20 protein-coding genes and 5 tRNA genes are annotated in these 19271 nt (G+C 42.4%); 7 read left to right on the top strand and 18 right to left on the bottom strand.

Going from position 1 to position 19271, the window contains the following annotated elements:
- Positions 1-7 precede the first annotated feature (7 nt).
- From rplL to deoC, 8 genes are all read right to left on the bottom strand, one after another.
- Positions 8-370, bottom strand: a complete 363-nt coding sequence (gene rplL, locus J8L98_RS10360; RefSeq protein WP_119860665.1) for a 50S ribosomal protein L7/L12 — start codon at positions 368-370, stop codon at positions 8-10.
- 71 nt (positions 371-441) lie between these two features.
- The gene (gene rplJ, locus J8L98_RS10365; RefSeq protein ID WP_010367644.1) at positions 442-936 is read right to left on the bottom strand and encodes a 50S ribosomal protein L10; all 495 of its coding nucleotides are present in this window, start codon (positions 934-936) and stop codon (positions 442-444) included.
- Positions 937-1276: 340 nt separating this feature from the next.
- Positions 1277-1978, bottom strand: a complete 702-nt coding sequence (rplA, locus tag J8L98_RS10370; RefSeq protein ID WP_192509038.1) for a 50S ribosomal protein L1 — start codon at positions 1976-1978, stop codon at positions 1277-1279.
- A 4-nt stretch (positions 1979-1982) separates the two neighbouring features.
- A complete protein-coding gene (gene rplK / locus J8L98_RS10375; RefSeq protein ID WP_010367640.1) occupies positions 1983-2411 on the bottom strand; it encodes a 50S ribosomal protein L11 in 429 nt (142 codons plus the stop codon).
- A gap of 180 nt (positions 2412-2591) precedes the next feature.
- Complete coding sequence (gene nusG / locus J8L98_RS10380) at positions 2592-3149, bottom strand: transcription termination/antitermination protein NusG (protein WP_192509039.1); 558 nt, start codon at positions 3147-3149, stop codon at positions 2592-2594.
- Between the two features lie 4 nt (positions 3150-3153).
- Positions 3154-3531: a preprotein translocase subunit SecE gene (gene secE / locus J8L98_RS10385; RefSeq protein ID WP_192509040.1), complete on the bottom strand. Its 378-nt coding sequence runs from the start codon at positions 3529-3531 to the stop codon at positions 3154-3156.
- A 134-nt stretch (positions 3532-3665) separates the two neighbouring features.
- Positions 3666-3742 (bottom strand) — tRNA-Trp (locus J8L98_RS10390).
- A gap of 131 nt (positions 3743-3873) precedes the next feature.
- On the bottom strand, positions 3874-4617 hold the full coding sequence (gene deoC / locus J8L98_RS10395; RefSeq protein ID WP_210996342.1) for a deoxyribose-phosphate aldolase: 744 nt from the start codon (positions 4615-4617) through the stop codon (positions 3874-3876).
- 350 nt (positions 4618-4967) lie between these two features.
- On the opposite strand from deoC, the gene cysG reads away from it, so the two are divergent.
- Genes cysG through cysQ form a run of 6 tightly spaced genes read left to right on the top strand, consistent with a single transcriptional unit; the run spans position 4968 to position 11894 of the window.
- A complete protein-coding gene (cysG, locus tag J8L98_RS10400) occupies positions 4968-6389 on the top strand; it encodes a siroheme synthase CysG (protein WP_210996343.1) in 1422 nt (473 codons plus the stop codon).
- A gap of 45 nt (positions 6390-6434) precedes the next feature.
- A complete protein-coding gene (gene cysD, locus J8L98_RS10405) occupies positions 6435-7334 on the top strand; it encodes a sulfate adenylyltransferase subunit CysD (protein ID WP_192509043.1) in 900 nt (299 codons plus the stop codon).
- Complete coding sequence (gene cysN / locus J8L98_RS10410; protein WP_210996344.1) at positions 7335-8750, top strand: sulfate adenylyltransferase subunit CysN; 1416 nt, start codon at positions 7335-7337, stop codon at positions 8748-8750.
- A gap of 33 nt (positions 8751-8783) precedes the next feature.
- A complete protein-coding gene (locus tag J8L98_RS10415; protein WP_210996345.1) occupies positions 8784-10508 on the top strand; it encodes an SLC13 family permease in 1725 nt (574 codons plus the stop codon).
- A gap of 12 nt (positions 10509-10520) precedes the next feature.
- Entirely contained in the window at positions 10521-11117 is a 597-nt protein-coding gene (cysC, locus tag J8L98_RS10420; protein ID WP_210996346.1) for an adenylyl-sulfate kinase, read from the top strand.
- 3 nt (positions 11118-11120) lie between these two features.
- Positions 11121-11894: a 3'(2'),5'-bisphosphate nucleotidase CysQ gene (gene cysQ / locus J8L98_RS10425; RefSeq protein WP_210996347.1), complete on the top strand. Its 774-nt coding sequence runs from the start codon at positions 11121-11123 to the stop codon at positions 11892-11894.
- Between the two features lie 70 nt (positions 11895-11964).
- Here cysQ and J8L98_RS10430 read toward each other — a convergent pair whose 3' ends face one another.
- Together J8L98_RS10430 and J8L98_RS10435 are read right to left on the bottom strand one after the other, a co-directional pair.
- Positions 11965-13293, bottom strand: a complete 1329-nt coding sequence (locus J8L98_RS10430) for a hypothetical protein (RefSeq protein WP_210996348.1) — start codon at positions 13291-13293, stop codon at positions 11965-11967.
- An 85-nt stretch (positions 13294-13378) separates the two neighbouring features.
- Positions 13379-14209, bottom strand: a complete 831-nt coding sequence (locus tag J8L98_RS10435; RefSeq protein WP_210996349.1) for an arylamine N-acetyltransferase — start codon at positions 14207-14209, stop codon at positions 13379-13381.
- Between the two features lie 172 nt (positions 14210-14381).
- On the opposite strand from J8L98_RS10435, the gene J8L98_RS10440 reads away from it, so the two are divergent.
- Positions 14382-14552: a DUF6435 family protein gene (locus tag J8L98_RS10440; RefSeq protein ID WP_192509050.1), complete on the top strand. Its 171-nt coding sequence runs from the start codon at positions 14382-14384 to the stop codon at positions 14550-14552.
- Between the two features lie 77 nt (positions 14553-14629).
- Here the strand turns inward: J8L98_RS10440 and tuf are convergent, their stop codons facing one another.
- The 8 genes from tuf to murB form a co-directional block, all read right to left on the bottom strand.
- The gene (gene tuf / locus J8L98_RS10445; protein ID WP_192509034.1) at positions 14630-15814 is read right to left on the bottom strand and encodes an elongation factor Tu; all 1185 of its coding nucleotides are present in this window, start codon (positions 15812-15814) and stop codon (positions 14630-14632) included.
- 127 nt (positions 15815-15941) lie between these two features.
- Positions 15942-16017: transfer RNA gene (locus J8L98_RS10450), tRNA-Thr, on the bottom strand.
- Positions 16018-16030: 13 nt separating this feature from the next.
- Positions 16031-16105, bottom strand: a tRNA-Gly gene (locus tag J8L98_RS10455).
- A 46-nt stretch (positions 16106-16151) separates the two neighbouring features.
- Positions 16152-16236: transfer RNA gene (locus J8L98_RS10460), tRNA-Tyr, on the bottom strand.
- Positions 16237-16282: 46 nt separating this feature from the next.
- Positions 16283-16358, bottom strand: a tRNA-Thr gene (locus tag J8L98_RS10465).
- Between the two features lie 124 nt (positions 16359-16482).
- Entirely contained in the window at positions 16483-17184 is a 702-nt protein-coding gene (locus J8L98_RS10470) for a type III pantothenate kinase (protein WP_210996350.1), read from the bottom strand.
- The gene (birA, locus tag J8L98_RS10475) at positions 17181-18173 is read right to left on the bottom strand and encodes a bifunctional biotin--[acetyl-CoA-carboxylase] ligase/biotin operon repressor BirA (protein ID WP_192509052.1); all 993 of its coding nucleotides are present in this window, start codon (positions 18171-18173) and stop codon (positions 17181-17183) included. The genes J8L98_RS10470 and birA overlap by 4 nt, the downstream gene beginning before the upstream one ends.
- Complete coding sequence (murB, locus tag J8L98_RS10480; protein ID WP_210996351.1) at positions 18166-19179, bottom strand: UDP-N-acetylmuramate dehydrogenase; 1014 nt, start codon at positions 19177-19179, stop codon at positions 18166-18168. Before murB ends, birA begins: the two co-directional genes overlap by 8 nt.
- Positions 19180-19271: the final 92 nt, after the last annotated feature.

Here is a 19271-nt window from a genome sequence, read left to right on the forward strand (position 1 = left end):
AGCTAGATTACTTGATCTCAACTTCAGCACCAGCTGCTTCAAGATCAGTTTTAAGTGCTTCAGCTTCTTCTTTAGAAACAGCTTCTTTCACTGGAGTTGGAGCAGCTTCAACAAGTGCTTTAGCTTCTTTAAGGCCTAGACCAGTTGCGCCACGTACTGCTTTGATAGAAGCAACTTTGTTAGCGCCAGCAGCTTTAAGAATAACGTCAAATTCAGTTTTCTCTTCAGCAGCTTCAGCAGCAGGACCAGCAACAACAGCAGCTGCTGCAGTTACACCGAACTTCTCTTCCATTGCTTCTACTAGTTCAACAACGTCCATTACTGACATTTCAGCAATTGCGTCAAGGATTTGGTCTTTAGTTACAGACATTTCAAATTTCCTAATTATTTACGAACCCATGTGGTTCAAAAAAATTTATTTACGAAAGGAGCGGCCTTAAATTAAGCAGCTTGCTCAGCTTTCTGTACACGTACTGCTTCAATTGTTTTACACAATTTGCCAGCAGACGCTTCTTTCATAGCGCTCATTAAGCGTGCAACAGCTTCGTCGTATGTAGGTAGCTTAGCAAGCATATCTACGTCTACAACTTTACCTTCGAATGCAGCAGTCTTAAGCTCAAATTCTTCGTTCTTTTTCGCGAAATCAGCAAAGATACGCGCAGCAGCACCTGGGTGCTCTGAAGAGAAAGCGATAAGGCTTGGACCAACTAGTGATTCGTTTAGGCATTCGTAATCAGTGCCTTCAACAGCACGTTTAGCTAGCGTGTTACGGACTACTTTCATCCATACACCAGCTTCACGAGCTTCTTTACGAAGAGCAGTGATTGCACCTACTGTTACACCACGAGAATCAGCAACAACTGCTGATAGAGCACCTTTGGCAGCTTCGTTGACTTCAGCAACAATTGCCTTTTTGTCTTGAAGATTTAAAGCCATGGGTGTTACTCCTGGTTTATTGAAAAACGTAATGTTTTTCAGTTCTACTCTACCCTGTCGCTAATGCGACAGAGATGCTTTTTACGGCGAGAGCCAGAAGATTAGGAAAAATCTAGCTGGGATTCACACCGTCTACGTAGGAATAATATTAAGACCCGAAAGCCTCCTACGGTCTTGGACGGAAGCACAATTTATCGTCTTGCTATTAAAGCTTAACGAAATTATATGCTTCAACCCGAATTCTTTACATTGTTGGTCAATTTACAAGTAAATTTCTCAACAAAATGGCGCGAAATTATAGTACAAATTTTACGCCATGTAAATGCTATTTTCTAAAAACTTATACTACAGTATTTAGAGTAGCTTGATCTAGAGCAACACCTGCGCCCATAGTTGTAGAGATAGTTACCTTCTTAAGGTAAGCACCTTTTGCTTGTGAAGGCTTAGCCTTCTTAAGCGCTACAAGTAAAGACTCAAGGTTTTCTTGTAACTGAACAGCTGTGAAATCCACTTTACCGATAGTAGTGTGGATGATGCCGTTCTTATCGTTACGGTAGCGAACCTGACCAGCTTTAGCATTTTTAACTGCTTCTGCAACGTTAGGCGTAACAGTACCAGTTTTAGGGTTAGGCATAAGACCACGTGGACCTAGGATTTGACCTAGTTGACCAACAACGCGCATTGCATCTGGAGAAGCAACAACAACGTCAAAGTTCATTTCGCCTTTTTTAACTTGCTCAGCAAGTTCTTCCATGCCCACTAAATCAGCACCAGCTTCTTTAGCAGCATCAGCGTTTGCACCCTGAGTGAATACAGCAACGCGCACTTCACGACCAGTACCGTGTGGTAGTACCGTAGCACCACGAACGTTTTGGTCAGATTTACGTGCATCGATACCAAGATTAACTGCAACGTCAACACTTTCAACGAACTTAGCTGTCGCTAGCTCTTTTAGAAGCGCAACTGCTTCGTTGATTTCGTAATCTTTAGATACTTCCACTTTTTCGCGGATAGTACGCATACGTTTAGTAAGTTTAGCCATTATATTATCCCTCTACATCCAAGCCCATCGCACGCGCAGAACCTGCGATAGTGCGAACCGCTGCGTCTAAATCGGCAGCTGTAAGGTCAGGACGTTTAGTCTCAACAATCTCTTCAAGTTGAGCACGTGTAACTGTACCCACTTTTTCAGTGTTAGGACGGCCTGAACCAGACTTGATGCCAGCCGCTTTCTTAAGCAAATAAGAAGCTGGTGGAGTTTTCATGTCGAACGTGAAAGAACGATCATTGTAAACTGAGATTACAACAGGAACTGGTGCGCCTTTCTCAATAGACTCTGTACGTGCGTTGAACGCTTTACAGAATTCCATGATGTTAACACCGTGTTGACCTAGTGCAGGACCTACTGGAGGACTTGGATTAGCCATACCAGCAGCAACTTGTAGCTTGATTAGAGCTTCAACTTTTTTAGCCATGATAATACCTCATTAGGTGGGTCTTAGCCTTGTGCGCGCGAGGACGCGTACTCAAACGGCTTCCCAAATTAATAAAAAACTTTTTGCCACTTACACTTACAAAATAGTAAAGGAGCGAATACAAAAAGGCCGCTGATTATAAGTTAACCAACGGCCTTTTTCAAGTCAGTAAAAGAAAAATTACTTATCTTTCTCTACTTGACCAAAATCTAGATCCACCGGCGTTGAACGGCCAAAGATCAGAACCGATACTTTTACGCGGCTCTTTTCATAATCTACTTCTTCAACAACACCGCTGAAATCAGCAAATGGACCATCAGTAACACGAACCACTTCACCCACTTCAAACAACGTAGCCGGCTTAGGCGCTTCTGCATTTTCTTGTAAACGATTAAGAATACGATCAGCTTCTTTTTTGCTAATAGGTGCAGGGCGATCAGATGTACCACCAATAAAACCCATTACACGAGGCGTACTATTCACCAAGTGCCAGCTAGCATCATTCATGTCCATTTCAACTAGCACATAACCTGGGAAGAATTTGCGCTCAGATTTGCGCTTTTGACCTGCACGCATTTCTACAACTTCTTCCGTTGGTACTAACACTTCACCGAAACTATCTTCCAAGCCTTCGATTTTAATATGCTCATTAATGGTTTGAGCTACACGTTTTTCATATCCTGAAAACGCTTGAATTACGTACCAACGTAATTTCTTTTCTTTGTTCTCATCCGACATGGGATCAGATCTCCAATCCAGTTAAAAAGCCAACAACTCGGAATAACAGGCCGTCTAAACCCCAAAGGATTAACGCCATTATTACAGTCGCAATCATAACAATAAATGTTGTGTGAGTCGTTTCTTGACGCGTTGGCCAAACAACCTTACGAACTTCAATGCGAGCTTCTTTTGCAAACGCAATGAAGATGCTCCCTTTTCCCGTTGTAGCAGCGATACCTAATGCCACTGCAACTGCGACCACAACGCCAACTGCACGTATCAATACTGACATATCAGCGTAGAGGTAATTAAATACCACTGCGCCAGTCAACAACGAAATTGCAACTAGCCATTTAACCATGTCCATCGAGCTTGACGGCGTTTCAACATTAGTGCTCATAATAATTTACCTTAAATACAGACACAACAACCCTGCACCAAGACAGGGTTAATCCATTAAATCCAAATGTATAAATAAGCGCTAATGTGTAAGAAACCAACACCTTATTTTAGATTTGGACTCATCAATATGAATGGCAGGGGCGGCAGGACTCGAACCCGCAACCATCGGTTTTGGAGACCGCTGTTCTACCAATTGGAACTACGCCCCTGCAAAGTGGACGCCCATTATACTGACGAACAAATTGAAAACAAGAGTAAAAGATATGCAAAAGCAAAAATCATTGTGTAAAAATACGCTATCCGAGCATTTTTCCCACAAACAAACCTCAATACGAGACCGTCACTCCATTTTCAACACATGATAAACATCTTTCAGTAAACTGGATGCGCCAAAACGAAAATGCTCACTACAAATCCATTCCGTACCCATAGTTTTTTCTACGAGGCATAAGTATGCTTGTGCATCTTGTACGGATTTTACGCCACCGGCGGCTTTAAAGCCCACATCACGGCCCATTCTTTTTATTGTGTTTAATATAACTTCAGCAGCTTCAAGTGTTGCGTTTACTGGTACTTTTCCAGTACTGGTTTTCACAAAGTCGGCTCCAGCTAAAATAGCAATTTCACTCGCTTGAGCAATAAGCTCAGCATCAGCCAGCTGACCGCTTTCAATAATCACTTTTAAGGTTGCTTTACCCACACATAATTGCTTACTTGAATGCACATACTCCCATGGTGTATCAGGGTCCCCAGCGATAAGCTGTTTATACGGTAGCACTAAATCAATTTCAGAAGCGCCATCTTGCAACGCCTGTTCAGTAGCGTGTAAAACAGACTCTAATGAATCTTCCCCACTTGGAAAGTTGGTTACTGTTGCTATCTTAATTTGCTGCAAGTTTTGCAACTCTAAAGTCGCACGGGCATGTTTAATAAATTCTGGATAAATACAAATGGCAGCAGGTAACGTATATTGTACATCAATACTATTTATAAAGTCTGAGATACTACTTTCTGAGTCACCCTCATTTAACGACGTTAGATCCATTAAACTAAGCGCCAGCAAAGCAGACGAGTGTCGTGTCATACGTTATATCCATTCATCAATTGTGTCTCTGCTCAGTTAAATGCATCTTGCTTTATTGCTACAGGACATTTGTCCTTAATATGGCAAACTTTAAGGCGCAATCACAAACGTACCCTCAGCATAACTCATAACCAAACACTCTAAGCCTTAAATGAGAAACCGTAAATGCGGGTAATCCCTTGTAACTTAAGCCTTAGGTCAAAATCACACCCTTTATATAACTTTTAGTTATAACAATTTAGTTTAAATTCTTTTTTCTTATGCTAGTCCCGCTATATTCTGCTCATCTGCTCGCTACCAACAACCATCATGTGGGCTTAAGCATTCGTATTAAGAAAGAGGTTACTAACGTGCAATACTTACCTATATTTACCAAGCTTGATAATAAACCGGTGCTCGTCGTCGGTGGTGGTGACGTTGCACTAAGAAAATGCCGAGCTTTTTTAAAAGCCCGAGCAAAGGTGACACTTGTAGCGCCTGAGTTTTGCGATGAATTATTAGAGCACGCTAGCAAAAATGAAGTCTACTTAATCACTGCTTACTTTGAAGAATCTCATTTAGATGGAAAAATGCTCGTCATTGCTGCAACTGATAACGAATCTGTGAATAACACCGTCTTCGAATTAGCTAATAGACGCAATATTTTTGTCAATGTAGTTGATGATCAACCAAAATGTAGCTTTATTTTCCCGTCAATTGTCGATAGAGACCCAATCACCATTGCTATTTCTAGTGCGGGTACCGCCCCCGTCTTAGCAAGACGTCTGCGTGAAAAGCTAGAAACGCTTATTCCACAGCATATAGGTCCATTAGCAACATTAGTCGGTAGTTTTAGAGACAATGTAAAAGCCCGCTTTAAACACTTCGCCGATAGACGACAATTCTGGGAAGGTGTGTTCGACTCAAGTGTTGTTAGCAAAGTGCAAGTAGGTGATACGCAAGGCGCGAGCGCGCAATTGCACGATATGCTCGATGCTAAAGCAGAACCTGAAGGTGAGGTATATGTTGTCGGGGCTGGACCTGGTGACCCTGAATTGCTTACTTTAAAAGCCTTGCAGCTTATGCAACAAGCAGACGTCGTCGTCTATGACTATTTAGTTTCTGACGAGATTATGGATCTCGTGCGCCGTGATGCAGATTTGATTTGTGTTGGAAAGCGACTCGGCAGTCACAGTGTGAAACAAGAAGACACCAATCAAATATTGGTCAATTTGGCACAACAAGGTAAGAAAGTCTGTAGAATAAAGGGGGGAGACCCTTTTATATATGGACGAGGTGGCGAAGAAGTTCAAGTACTTGCACAACATAATGTAAGGTACCAAATTGTACCAGGAATAACTGCAGCAGCTGGATGTAGCGCCTATGCAGGTATACCTCTGACGCATAGAGATCATGCTCAAGCAATTCAATTTGTTACTGGTCACTGTAAGAAAGATGGTCAAGAACTAGATTGGCCATCTCTGGCTAAGGCAAATCAAACCCTAGCAATCTATATGGGCGTACTAAAATCGCCACATATACAAGCGCAATTAATAAAATACGGTCGCGGTGGCGATACACCTGTCGCGATTGTTGAAAATGGAACACGAAAAGAGCAACGTGTGGTACGGACTCAATTGAGTCAATTAGCTGAGCAAATTGAGCACCATAAAATTGTATCACCTGCACTACTCATTATAGGGGAAGTTGCAGCATTACATGAACAATTAGCTTGGTTTGGTAGCACGGCTCAAACGAGTAGTTATGCACAGCCATTAACAGAAGTAGCATAAATTACTTTTTATAACGATTTTTTATTTTTAAGTAGGACGACGACAATGGCTTTAACACATCTTCAGCAACTTGAAGCTGAGAGTATAAAGATTATTCGCGAAGTCGCCGCTGAGTTTGAGAACCCAGTGATGCTTTACTCTATCGGTAAAGACTCTTCGGTGCTTTTGCATTTAGCGCGTAAAGCGTTTTATCCAGCTAAAATTCCGTTCCCTTTATTACACGTGGATACGAATTGGAAATTCCGAGAGATGATTGAATTTCGCGATCGTTTGGCTAAAGAGTATGGCTTTGATTTATTAATCCACAAAAACCCAGAAGGGATCGAAATGGGCATGGGCCCATTTACTCATGGCTCAGCGAAGCACACCGACGTCATGAAAACCCAAGGTTTAAAACAAGCGTTAGATAAATATGGATTTGACGCCGCTTTTGGTGGTGCTCGTCGTGACGAAGAAAAATCGCGTGCTAAAGAGCGCGTTTATTCATTCCGTGACAAACACCATCGCTGGGACCCAAAAAATCAACGTCCTGAACTTTGGAATACATACAACAGCCAAGTAAACCCTGGTGAAAGTATCCGTGTTTTTCCATTGTCTAACTGGACTGAACTAGATATTTGGCAATATATCTATCAAGAAAACATTGATATGGTGCCATTATATCTTGCAAAAAAACGCCCTGTCGTAGAGCGTGACGGTACATTAATCATGGTAGATGATGAACGTATGCCGCTCGAGGAAGGCGAAGTGCCTGAAATGAAATCGGTTCGATTTCGGACTCTAGGCTGCTACCCACTCACAGGTGCGGTCGAATCAACGGCAAGCACTTTAACTGAAATTATCGAAGAAATGCTGCTATCTACATCATCTGAGCGAGAAGGCCGCGTGATTGATCATGACTCGTCAGGGTCAATGGAGAAGAAAAAACGTGAGGGGTATTTCTAAATGACGACTGCAAATGAAGTAAAAGAGCTAGGCATTGACGCTTATCTAGCACGCCAGCAAGACAAAAGTTTATTACGTATGATGACCTGTGGCAGCGTTGATGATGGTAAGTCGACCCTGATTGGCCGGCTACTGCATGATAGCCACCAAATTTATGAAGATCAGTTAGCTGCTCTGCATAAAGATAACGAAAAAGTCGGAAATGCTGGTGAAGATCTTGACTTAGCTTTGCTGGTTGATGGCCTCCAAGCTGAACGTGAGCAAGGGATCACAATCGACGTTGCATATCGTTACTTTTCAACAACCAAACGTAAATTTATCATCGCTGACACACCAGGGCACGAACAATATACCCGAAATATGGTAACAGGCGCGTCAACCAGCGACTTGGCTATTATCTTGGTAGATGCCCGCTATGGTGTGCAAATACAAACTAAACGTCATAGCTTCATTTGTGACTCTTTAGGTATAAAGCAATTTGTTGTCGCTATTAATAAGATGGATATTTGTGACTTTGATGAAGCCGTCTTCGAACGCATTAAAGCACAATATTTAAAATTTTCGGAACAACTAAATGTCACAGATATCAAATTTGTACCAATGTCAGCACTTAAAGGTGATAACGTTGTAACACGCTCTGAGCATACGCCATATTATACTGATAAACCATTGCTAGAGTTATTAGAAGACTCACCAGCTGCAGCGGCTAACAATGAATTTGAAGCCCGCTTCCCGGTACAATACGTGGTACGCCCAAATTTAGATTTCCGTGGCTTTCAAGGTACTCTTACTTCAGGTACATTAAAAGCTGGACAAGCGATAAAGGTATTACCGTCAGGTAAAAAATCTACAATTAAAGAACTTGTTACATTTGATGGCAATCTAGATAATGCAGAAGCTGGCCAAGCATTTACCATCACACTTAATGACGAAGTCGATGTTAGCCGTGGCGATGTCATCGTTGCCGCTGACGCAACTGCGATAGCAACCAACCAAGTTCAGGCTAAGCTTGTGTGGATGCATGAAGCACCATTGGTGTTAGGCAAAAGCTATAACTTTAAGCTGGGTAGTAAAAATACTGCTGCTATTGTTAAGAAGATTGATTACACCATCGACGTTAATACATTAGAGCACGGCGCAGCCGATAGCCTACAACTCAATGAAATAGCGGTTGTTACACTTGAGTTAACAGAAAGTCTTGTCGCTGATAGCTATCGTAATAATCGTGAAACAGGCGCATTTATCCTTATCGATCGATTGTCTAACTTAACGGTAGGTGCTGGTATGATAGAAACACTACTGAGTGAACAAGCAGCAAATCAATCACAATACAGTGAATTTGAGATCGAGTTTAATGGGTTGGTACGTAAGCACTTCCCACATTGGCAAGCCCTAGACATTTCAAAGTTAAAGTAATGTCAATATACCTGTTATTAGGAGCACTCTAGGATGTACGAGAAAATCATTTTAACAGGTATAATGCTGACTTTAGTAGGGTGCCTATTTGGCACTCGCCTAAAGCCTGCGTGGTTATTTGTTGGTGCCATCGGCACCAGCTACTTAACGGGATTAATCGACCTTGAGAGTATGCTCGTTAATTATGCTAATCCATCTTTAATCACGCTTCTTTTGTTAATTCTGGTATCCGTTGCAATTGAAAAAACCACCTTAGTACAAAAGCTCGCGCAATCATTGGCGAAAGGCAGTTTATCAAAATCAGTGATGAAGCTCGGCTTATCTACCGCCTTTTTATCATCATTTACGAACAATACCGCCGTGGTTGCCTCGTTGATTTCTGCAATCAAAGACAGCCCAACTCACTCCCCTTCAAAGCTGTTATTGCCACTGTCATATACCGCAATTCTAGGGGGAACGTTAACACTCATAGGTACTTCAACCAACCTTATTGTGAATGGTTTTGCCGTTGATGCAGGCATGCAGCCCCTCGGATTTTTTGATTTTACGCTTGTTGGTTTAGGCGCATTATTTGTTGGTTTATTAACAATTATGGTTATGCTGAAGTATTTACCTGACAACGGTAAATCCGATCAAGAGGTTGTGCCATTTTATCTGGAAGGCAAAGTACAAGCTCATTCGAAGCTCGTAGGTCGTACTGTAGAAGAGAACGGATTACGTGATTTGAAAGACCTGTTCTTAGCCGAAATAATTCGTGGTGAGCGCCGTATTTGTGCTGTCACCCCCCAACAAGAAATCCTTAGCGGTGATGTATTACTGTTTGTAGGCGATATTAAGTCAGTACCATTACTGACTCGATTTGATGGTTTAAAAATCGTCCATGACAAACATGAAAAAGACGTTGAGCACCTCGTAGAAGTAGTGGTCAGCCAATCATCAAAATACATTGGCAAAACAGTTAAAGAAGTCCGCTTTCGTGAGCAGTTTCACGCTGCCGTTATCGCCATACGCCGCGGACATGACCGTTTACAAGGCGGCTTAGGGAAGGTACAACTGCAAGCAGGTGACTCTCTTATATTGGCCCCTGGTAACCAGTTTTATGCACTGCCAAATTTAAAACGCGAGTTTGTTTATATCTCGGGATTAGACTTACAAACCCACCTAAAACCAAAACAATCTAATCTTGTACTCATAAGCTTCGTGACGGTTTTAGGACTCAGTATTTTAGACATTGTACCGTTAGTGAAGGGTCTATTGGTATTGCTCGTCGCGCTGGTATTTATGGGTACCATCAAAGTTAATGAGCTCAAGCGTCGTTTCCCTATCGAGCTCATTGCCATTGTTGGCAGTGCCATCGGCTTAGCAAAGCTAATGATTGGCACTGGCCTCGCTGCGCAAATCTCCGATGCCCTCTTTTTTCTATTGGGAGACTTTGGGCCATATGGTGCGTTTATCGCCATATTTGTGATGACCGTTGTGTTCACTGAACTCATCACCAATAATGCCGCCGCCGCTTTATCCTTCCCTGTCGCCTATGCGCTTGCTGCTGGGTTTGGGGTAAACCCTTTACCTTTTGTCATGGCCGTTGCATTTGGTGCGTCAGCCAGTTTTATTTCTCCATTTGGTTATCAAACAAACCTAATGGTTTATAGTGCGGGCAATTACCGCATCAAAGATTATGTCGCGATGGGTCTCCCCTTATCGATAATTTATTCAATCACGGTTCTGACTCTCATCCCCATGGTCTTTCCGTTTTAGTAGGCGTATATAATGGACGAAAATGTAGTTTGGCATAACTATGCTGTTGATAAAGCACAGCGTAACGAGCACAAAGGTCATAAACCTTGTGTTTTATGGTTTACTGGTTTTTCTGGCTCTGGAAAAAGTACTGTAGCGGGCGCACTCGAAAGTGCTTTACATCAGCAAGGCATTCATACTTACTTACTCGATGGTGATAATGTTCGCCATGGGTTATGTAAAGATTTGGGATTCAATGACGTCGATCGGATTGAAAACATTCGCCGTGTTGGTGAATTAAGCAAACTTATGGCCGATGCTGGTTTAGTGGTACTCACTGCTTTTATATCCCCTTTTCAAGCGGAACGAGACATGGTGCGTGATTTACTTGATGATGGTGAGTTTATCGAAGTGTTTTTAGATACCCCACTTGATATCTGTGAGCAACGAGACCCAAAAGGGCTATATAAAAAGGCCCGAGCAGGAGAAATCAAGCACTTCACAGGTATTGATTCTGACTATCAAATTCCACTCAAGCCTGAAGTCATTTTAGATACCAGTAAAAATTCGCTAGACCAATCAGTACTTCAACTGATAGCGTATCTAAAAGAAAGAAACATTATAGGATAAGTCATGAACCAAACTGACCTGCTCGAAGAAATTTTGCATCTAAGCCGTATGGCAGGTGAAGCGATAATGTCTATCTACGCGAAAGACTTCGCGATTGATTATAAAGCAGATGAAAGCCCAGTTACAGAAGCTGACATCGCCGCACATAAAGTCATTGTTGCAGGGTTACAGAAGTTGACCCCCAGCACCCCGATTCTCAGTGAAGAAAGTGCACATATCCCATGGGCAACTCGTCAAACTTGGGATGAATACTGGCTCGTGGATCCGATTGATGGAACTAAAGAGTTTATTAAGAAAAATGGTGAATTCACCGTTAATATTGCATTAATCAAAGATGGAAAGCCTGTTTTAGGTGTCGTTCATGCGCCAGCACTCAACCTAAGCTATTTAGCTGCAGATGCGATTGGAGCATTTAAAGAATGTGGTGAGGCCCGTATCGAACTCAAGGTAACTAAAAAAGCAAACATAGGTAGGATCAACGTGGTTGGCTCTCGCTCGCATCCATCCCCTGATTTAGCAGCTTACTTAGCGCAGTTCGAAGACGTGGAGATGATCCCTAAAGGTAGTTCACTTAAGCTTTGCCTAGTAGCAGAAGGTAGCGCTGACATTTACCCTCGTTTAGGCCCTACGAGCGAATGGGATACTGGTGCAGGCCATGCTGTTTCGGCCATTGCAGGAGCAACTATTACTCAAATTGATGGCTCCCCATTAACCTATAATCAAAAAGACAGTTATTTAAACCCCTACTTTATCGTTTCTCGGTTAGAAAGCCAGTAGTACCAAAATAGCTGCCTGTATTAACAAAAAAGGCACCTGTTGGTGCCTTTTTGTCATTCGCACTATATCTCTATAATGCGTAAAGTGATTTCATTGCTCGATAATCAACACCAAACTCTTGTCTAAACCAGTGATTCACAAAATCTTCTTGAGGGTCAACCTTACCGCAGCGCAGGGCATTTTCAGCAACAGACTCAGCGGCAGAATGTTGGCAATACTGTCGATGCCAAAGGGCATTAAGATCTTCCTCAAATTTTTCTTGAATGGGATCCAACTGACTTTTTAGTAAATCGGTAAGATTTAAAAATTGTGCAACTAACGGCTCTAAATCAGCTTCTTTAAAGTTTGCTGAGTGGCTTTTAGTACTATTCACTTCACTGCTCGACTGCTGATGGCTTAACATTTGTCCAGAAATTAGGCCTTCATATCCCAAACGTGCTGAGTAATATTCTTGATACTCTGTAACTGGGTAAATATAAACACGTTCAATGTCGACCTCAACACGCTTTTCCTGATCAGCTGGGTCCACTCTATATTCAGTTACCATATAACGCTTTTCTTGCTGGCTATGACGCGCTTGACGCTCGTAACTAATATCTGTGTTAAATTCAAAGCGTGCCGTTTGTTTGGCTTGTGATGTGTACCATAAGCTTGCTTGAAAGACATTACGTAGCTGAGCTGTTGTATTTTCAACTAAATAGCGTTGTGCGGTACTGTCATATGTACCTAGCTTTAAATTTTCCCGGATCTTCACGTTTCTAAAGCGACTTTGATCATAATTATCAAGCTGTAAAGAAACAGGTTGCTGCCAAGCTAGGCAATATTTATGGACAAACTGCCTTAAGAAAAAACGTTGACCATATACATGCTCCGCGAGAGACAAACACCGTGCTTTACCATCTTTAGCCAAAATTGACCGATAACGCGATAATTCAGACGTGATCTGAGCATTATTCAATAAATAAGCGTATTGGCTTTCGAACCAACGAAAGCGATCTGGCTGTTGAGCATGCGCTAAGTTCTCAGCTTCACGACGCAGCCATACTTGCATATGACCGAGCTCTTCACTTTGAGTCGCAGCTTGAGCGCCATACGTTTGTAAATTCCAGAGAGACTGATTTCGCAAAATGGTTTCTAACTTTTGCGCGGCACCGGTAAAGTTGCTAGCAAGACGTAGCATTCTTACTTCAATTAACCCTCGGTCTATAATTTTATTCCGTGCAACTGCAAGGCCCTGTCTTGCTTTGATATCTTCAGAGTCTTCACCTAATGCTTGCTCATATAACTCTGCGGCTTGTTGGTAAAGTCCTTGTTTATACAGCTTATCGCCTTTTTCTACTAAGCTCGTGCATGCTGACAAACACAGAGCTAAGGTCAGAATATATAACGGTTTACGCATATCGCTCCACAATCCTTTTGGTTTTCTATCATCGATAGTTAATATGCCAAGACTCTACCTTAGTTTTTGGTCAAAATCTACGCCTTTACTTGAGGCCTTTCTCCACCATATTGCGCATTTTTTTGAACACCTGTTCTGTTTTTTTGGCATTGATTTTTAACTTAAACTGCTCAGTCAACAGTGTGTGGAGTTGCCCGGCATTATCTATGACTTGCTCACTATGTTCAGCAGTATTTTCATTGCAGTATATATAACTGTTATTACGAATTAAATAACGCTCCCCCTGTTCAATGCGCGACACAACAAGGTTGTTTACAAACCCTGCATTTGGATGTTGGTGACTATAGAAGTGCGCAACATCACAGTCGCCTTCATACACGATTGACAAATCAACTTCATATAATGAAATGGGTTCTGGTGCAAGCATTTTGACTGTAACAGCATTTTCAGTGCGCTTGATTTCGTATTCGTTGTTTTCTTGTCTCATCACATTATTACGATTAATCGACAAAGGTATAATTGGCGTGTTCACCCCAAACCCGACATCCACCAAGTATTCATTGTCTTCAAATGTTAAAAGCGTCAAACGGTGTGTTCTTGGGTTTGTTTTTGCTCCATTTAACATGACTCGCGCTAACACAGGCCGCACTTCAAATCCCAATGCCGATAATGCCACCCCAGCCACTTTATTGTGTTCAAAACAGTACCCGCCTTGATGCTGACTAATGAGACGATCAAATAGCAGTTCTTCATCCAGTGGCAACAATGTGTCAGACATCGCGTTAATACTACTAAAACTAAACTCAGCTAAATGCCGAGCTTGTAGCGCACCAACCAATGCTAATCCCGTTAAATCACCCGCTAAGTCAAGCTGTGCCAAATATTGCTGTATATATAACGCATCACATTTTTCCATTATAAAACCTATCGTTTTCAATTTAGTAGCACGTAAGATAAAACCTCAAGTTAGATTTAGGTCAATACTTATTTGTTACTATTTATGTTATTTGCCTATTTATTTGATAAACAGTCGATCGAATCGCTTCGACAAAGCGTAGGTATATGGTCTTGTTTATAGGAGTAGGTCCATGTTTGGAGTGTTTAAATCTGATCCACAAAAGGCACTGAGAAAGCGGTATGACAAAAAACTTGAAGAAGCAATGCATGCCCAGCGACGTGGCGATATTAAAAGCTATGCATTTTTGAGTGCCGAAGCGGAAAGTATTTGGATTAAAATCAAGAAACTAAATCGCCCATAAAAACAGTTCAAGCATAAAAAAACCCAAGCCTAAGCTTGGGTTTCTTATGAATGCTTATGCATTAACTATGGTCGATATTACTCAACGATAGTTGCAACAACACCTGCACCAACTGTACGACCACCTTCACGGATAGCGAAGCGTAAACCTTCGTCCATCGCGATTGGTACGATTAGGTCTACAGTCATCTTGATGTTATCACCTGGCATTACCATTTCTACGCCTTCTGGTAACTCAACGTTACCTGTTACGTCAGTTGTACGGAAGTAGAACTGTGGACGGTAACCTTTGAAGAATGGAGTATGACGACCACCTTCATCTTTCGAAAGTACGTATACTTCTGAAGTGAACTTCGTGTGTGGAGTGATTGAACCAGGCTTCGCTAGTACTTGACCACGCTCAACGTCTTCACGCTTAGTACCACGTAGAAGTGCACCAATGTTCTCACCCGCACGACCTTCGTCTAGAAGCTTACGGAACATCTCTACACCCGTACAAGTTGTCTTCGTAGTTTCTTTCATACCTACGATTTCAACTTCGTCGTTCACGTTTACAATACCAGCTTCAACACGGCCAGTTACTACTGTACCACGACCCTGGATTGAGAATACGTCTTCGATAGGCATGATGAATGGCTTATCGATGTCACGCTCTGGCTCTGGAATGTAAGAATCTAGTGCTTCTGCAAGCTCTACAATCTTGTCTTCCCACTCTTTCTCGCCTTCTAACGCCTTAAGCGCTGAACCTGCGATTAGTGGTAAGTCATCACCTGGGAAGTCATACTCAGAAAGAAGTTCACGAACTTCCATCTCTACTAGCTCAAGTAGCTCTTCGTCATCAACCATGTCACATTTGTTCATGAATACGATGATGTAAGGTACGCCAACCTGACGAGAAAGTAGGATGTGCTCACGTGTTTGTGGCATAGGGCCGTCAGTTGCAGCAACTACTAGGATTGCGCCGTCCATTTGTGCAGCACCTGTGATCATGTTTTTAACATAATCCGCGTGTCCTGGACAATCTACGTGTGCGTAGTGACGAGTCGGTGTATCGTACTCAACGTGAGACGTTGAGATTGTGATACCACGCTCACGCTCTTCTGGAGCGTTATCGATTGCTGCGAAGTCTTTTGCTTCACCACCGTATACTTTTGCAAGTACGTTAGTGATTGCTGCAGTTAGGGTAGTTTTACCGTGGTCAACGTGGCCAATTGTACCAACGTTTACGTGCGGTTTTACGCGTTCAAACTTTTCTTTTGCCATGACGGAACCTATCGTTTATGTGTCTAGATTACATATAAAAACAATCCACAAAATGCGGATTAGAATTTTTCAATAAATGAATATTTTAGGACAAATCAAAGGAAGCGTTTGAGAAGATTCAGCAGCCTGGTGCTGATAGGCAGATTTGAACTGCCGACCTCACCCTTACCAAGGGTGCGCTCTACCAACTGAGCTATATCAGCAACACCAGAAAACTGGAGCGGGCAGTGGGAATCGAACCCACATCATCAGCTTGGAAGGCTGAGGTAATAGCCATTATACGATGCCCGCTTTAGCAAACTGTTTTCTTAACTACCTCTAACCGTCAAGAATAAAGTGGTGGAGGGGGCTGGATTCGAACCAGCGAAGGCAGTGCCGTCAGATTTACAGTCTGATCCCTTTGGCCGCTCGGGAACCCCTCCACGAAACAATTCTTTGTCTAAAGCTTCTACATAAGAGTGTAGAAAATGGTGCCGACTATCCGAGTCGAACGGATGACCTACTGATTACAAGTCAGTTGCTCTACCAACTGAGCTAAGTCGGCACTGCTTTAGTACGGGGCAGGATTCTAGAGCAAGGTTCGGGGTGATGCAAGTGTAAAATCAAAAAAAATCAAAGTTTTTTGATTGAATGCTCATTATTACGGCAAAAACGCTAAAAAACAGCAGTTAACGAACAAAATCAGACCAATAATTGAGTCCTCGAAGCACTAAGTCATCGACAAACACACTTGGCTTATCAAAATGCTGTTGTAATAATTCACCATATCCACCAGCAAAAATAACTTGCACCTGACTAAAATCGCATGGCAAACGCGCTATGCCTGAGTAAACCGCACCTAATGTCGCAACCAACGCCCCATTTTTAACTGCATTGGGTGTGTTTAAGCCTAGGCTTTGCTCAAAGGCACTAACATCATCACTAAAAACTTTCTCTGTATTAGCAAGTAAACTGGCAATCATCATATCCAATCCGGGCAAAATCCACCCGCCTAGATGCCCCCCCGCACGAGTCACCACATCCACTTTAGTGGCCGTGCCAGAATCAATAATTACACAATCTTTACTATCATATAAATAATGCGCTGCAATGACCGTTAACCATCGATCAATACCTAGATTTTGGTATTGTTTATATGCGCACTTTATAGCCCCAAGCTCAGGACTAACACAGGCATGTCTCAGTTCAATACCATGCTGTTGTGCTTTTAGCTCTATTGCTCTGAGCAAATTAGAACTACCGACCTGAGCCACAACAATTTCTTCAATGTGTTGCCAAGGGATGTCAACTTCATCAATTCGCGTTATTTTCCCTTGTTGCTGTATACCGACCTTAACTGCCGTATTACCTACATCAATCAGTAATCTCACGCTTCATCCTTACGTAATGATATTTCTCCACCATAATAACTTTTCAACTCTCCATCTTGACGCAAGACAATACCACCTTGAGGGTCAATACCTTCACATATCCCACGCCATGTGCGCATACCGGTTGATAAAGTCACCATTTCATTTGCAAAAGCATTGACCTTATTCCATTGTTCTACCATGGCGGTTAAACCTGACTTTTCATACAGTGACAATCGCTGTGCCAAACTGTGTGTTAGTTGAGCAACTAACACATTTTTATCCAAGCTATGAGTGTGCGAAGCCAAATCAGTCCAAGGCTGATCAATCCCTTTGGAAGCGTTCTCAGGCATTTGTAAATTAATGCCTATGCCAATTACTAAGTGGCATGGCCCTTCTACTTGGCCTTCAAGCTCCACAAGTACGCCTGCTAATTTACGACCATTTAAATAAATATCATTGGGCCACTTAAGCTCAACTGATAAGCCATATAACGCTTCGATGGCATCATAAACTGCCAAGCCAACTGCAATTGAGACGCCCATCGCGGCTTGTAAACCATCATCTAAACGCCAATAGTAACTATAATACAAATTGGCACCAAAGGGAGATTGCCACACTCGACCACGGCGTCCTCGACCCGCTTGCTGCATTTCTGCCACAAGTACTTGTCCCGAGTCCAACGCCTCCCCTTGTTGAATACGGCGCATTAACTCACTATTGGTAGAATCAATGATCGGCTGTACTTCAACGCTATTTTGGCAACTTAAACGCTGCAAACTCGCCACAATATTTTGAGGATTTAATAGCGGCAGACTTTCGTTTAAGCAGTAACCTTTTCCATTGAGTGAAAAAATATCAATGCCCATTTCTTGCAATGACTTTATATGCTTAGAAATAGCAGCTCGACTAATCCCTAATTGTGTCGCTAGGAGTTGACCGGAAATAAATCCCCCTTGATTTAACGCATGTAGAATTGCCAATTTATTACCTTGCGGTGCATTATTCATTGTTTGACTCCACAATCGTCACTTCGCCATCATTGCCAATTAACCTAACTTCATGCTCTAACCGCACTGCGAACTTATCATTCACACACTTTTGAATATGCTGAATAACCTGACACAATACAGTCCCTGAGCTGTGCCCTTCATTGACAAGCACCAAGGCCTGTTTTTCATATACTCGCACACCTGCGACTGTATATCCTTTGAGGCCTGATTGTTCTATCAGCCACCCGGCTGCTAACTTATGACTATCATTACCCGCAGGATACGCAGGCATTGATGGATAACATGCCAATAGTTGTCGGTACTGAGTATTTGCAACAATAGGGTTTTTAAAAAAACTCCCTGAATTCGCTAACACGTGTGGATCTGGCAACTTACTTTGCCGTATCGCTATCACTGTGTCACAAACCTGCCGTGCTGTTATCTTGTCCGGATCAAGCGTTTGTAGAGGCCCATAACTGAGTGTTGGCTGCCAACATTTAGGAAGACACAACCCAACACGCGTGATCACAAATTGATTTTTAAGTGCATGTTTAAAAATCGAATCCCGATAACCGAATTGACACTGGGTGTTACTGAGTCGTTCAAACTTGGCCTGTGATATATGGTAGCCCTCGACAAAATCAACAAACTGCGCCAGCTCTACGCCATATGCACCAATGTTTTGTATCGGTGCAGCACCAACCGTACCTGGGATCAGCACCAAATTTTCGAGCCCTGCAATCCCTTTATCTAGCAGATGAGTTACCACTGCATGCCAATTTTCGCCCGCAGCAAGCGACACCTTCCAATGGGTATCCATTTCATCGATCAGTATGCCTTTATTTGACATTTTAATCACACACCCTGCGAAGTCAGTAATAAAAATGGTATTACTTCCCTCCCCTAATACACAGAATGGTTCAGTGAAGTCCAGTGAGCGCAATTGTTCTGCATTGTCTATCTCAATAATTCGTCGACAATGATGCGGTAAAGCAAAAGTATGAAGTGACTGTAATGCTTGCACGTACGTGCCCTAAACCTTAACTAGTAATATTAAATAGTTTACCCCATTGGTTCGCTGGGCGCATCCATATGTGACTTTCCTATTCAGCATGG

Origin of the sequence: Pseudoalteromonas sp. MMG013 (genome assembly GCF_018100885.1) — a bacterium.
Classification (GTDB): domain Bacteria; phylum Pseudomonadota; class Gammaproteobacteria; order Enterobacterales; family Alteromonadaceae; genus Pseudoalteromonas; species Pseudoalteromonas aurantia.